1 protein-coding gene is annotated in these 546 nt (G+C 51.5%); it reads right to left on the reverse strand.

Going from position 1 to position 546, the window contains the following annotated elements; genetic code table 11:
• The coding region (locus tag G9G54_RS24885; RefSeq protein ID WP_165179942.1) for a condensation domain-containing protein at positions 1 to 546 on the reverse strand (546 nt) is incomplete at both ends.

Genomic DNA, 546 nt, shown 5'->3' on the forward strand with positions numbered 1-546 from the left:
CTTGTACAGCGCCGTGCTGTATTCCAGACTGCACAGAATGCCTTCCGGCTGCTCCACTGCATCCAAGGTCAGATCAAATTTGGCCGTATGATTGTCTGTCGGATACGTTTTAAAGGTCAGACCTTCCAGCTCGAACTCCTGCTGCTCAAATGTTTTCAACTCAAACATCGTGTCAAACAGCGCATTCCGGCTCGTATCCCGCGTTAAATTCAGTTTTTCAACCAGTTCTTCAAAAGGATATTCCTGATGCTCATACGCACTGAGCGCATGCTCTTTGACCTCTTGCAAGTAGTCCAGGAACGTTTTGTCGCCAGCCGGATAATTGCGGATCGCCAGCGTGTTGAGGAATACGCCTACCAAGCCCTCCAGTTCCGCATGCGGTCTTCCGGCAATCGGCGTGCCCACGATAATGTCCTCCTGCCCCGAATATTTATGCAAGAGCGTGCTATACGCGGCCAGCAACACCATGTACAAGGTGGAGCCGGTTTGCGCGGCCAGTTGTTTCAACTGCTCGCTATCCTCCAAGCTGATCGCAAATTCCAATCG

The sequence above is a fragment of the Paenibacillus sp. EKM212P genome (genome assembly GCF_011066115.1).
In the GTDB taxonomy this organism is placed as follows: Bacteria; Bacillota; Bacilli; order Paenibacillales; family Paenibacillaceae; genus Paenibacillus; species Paenibacillus polymyxa_B.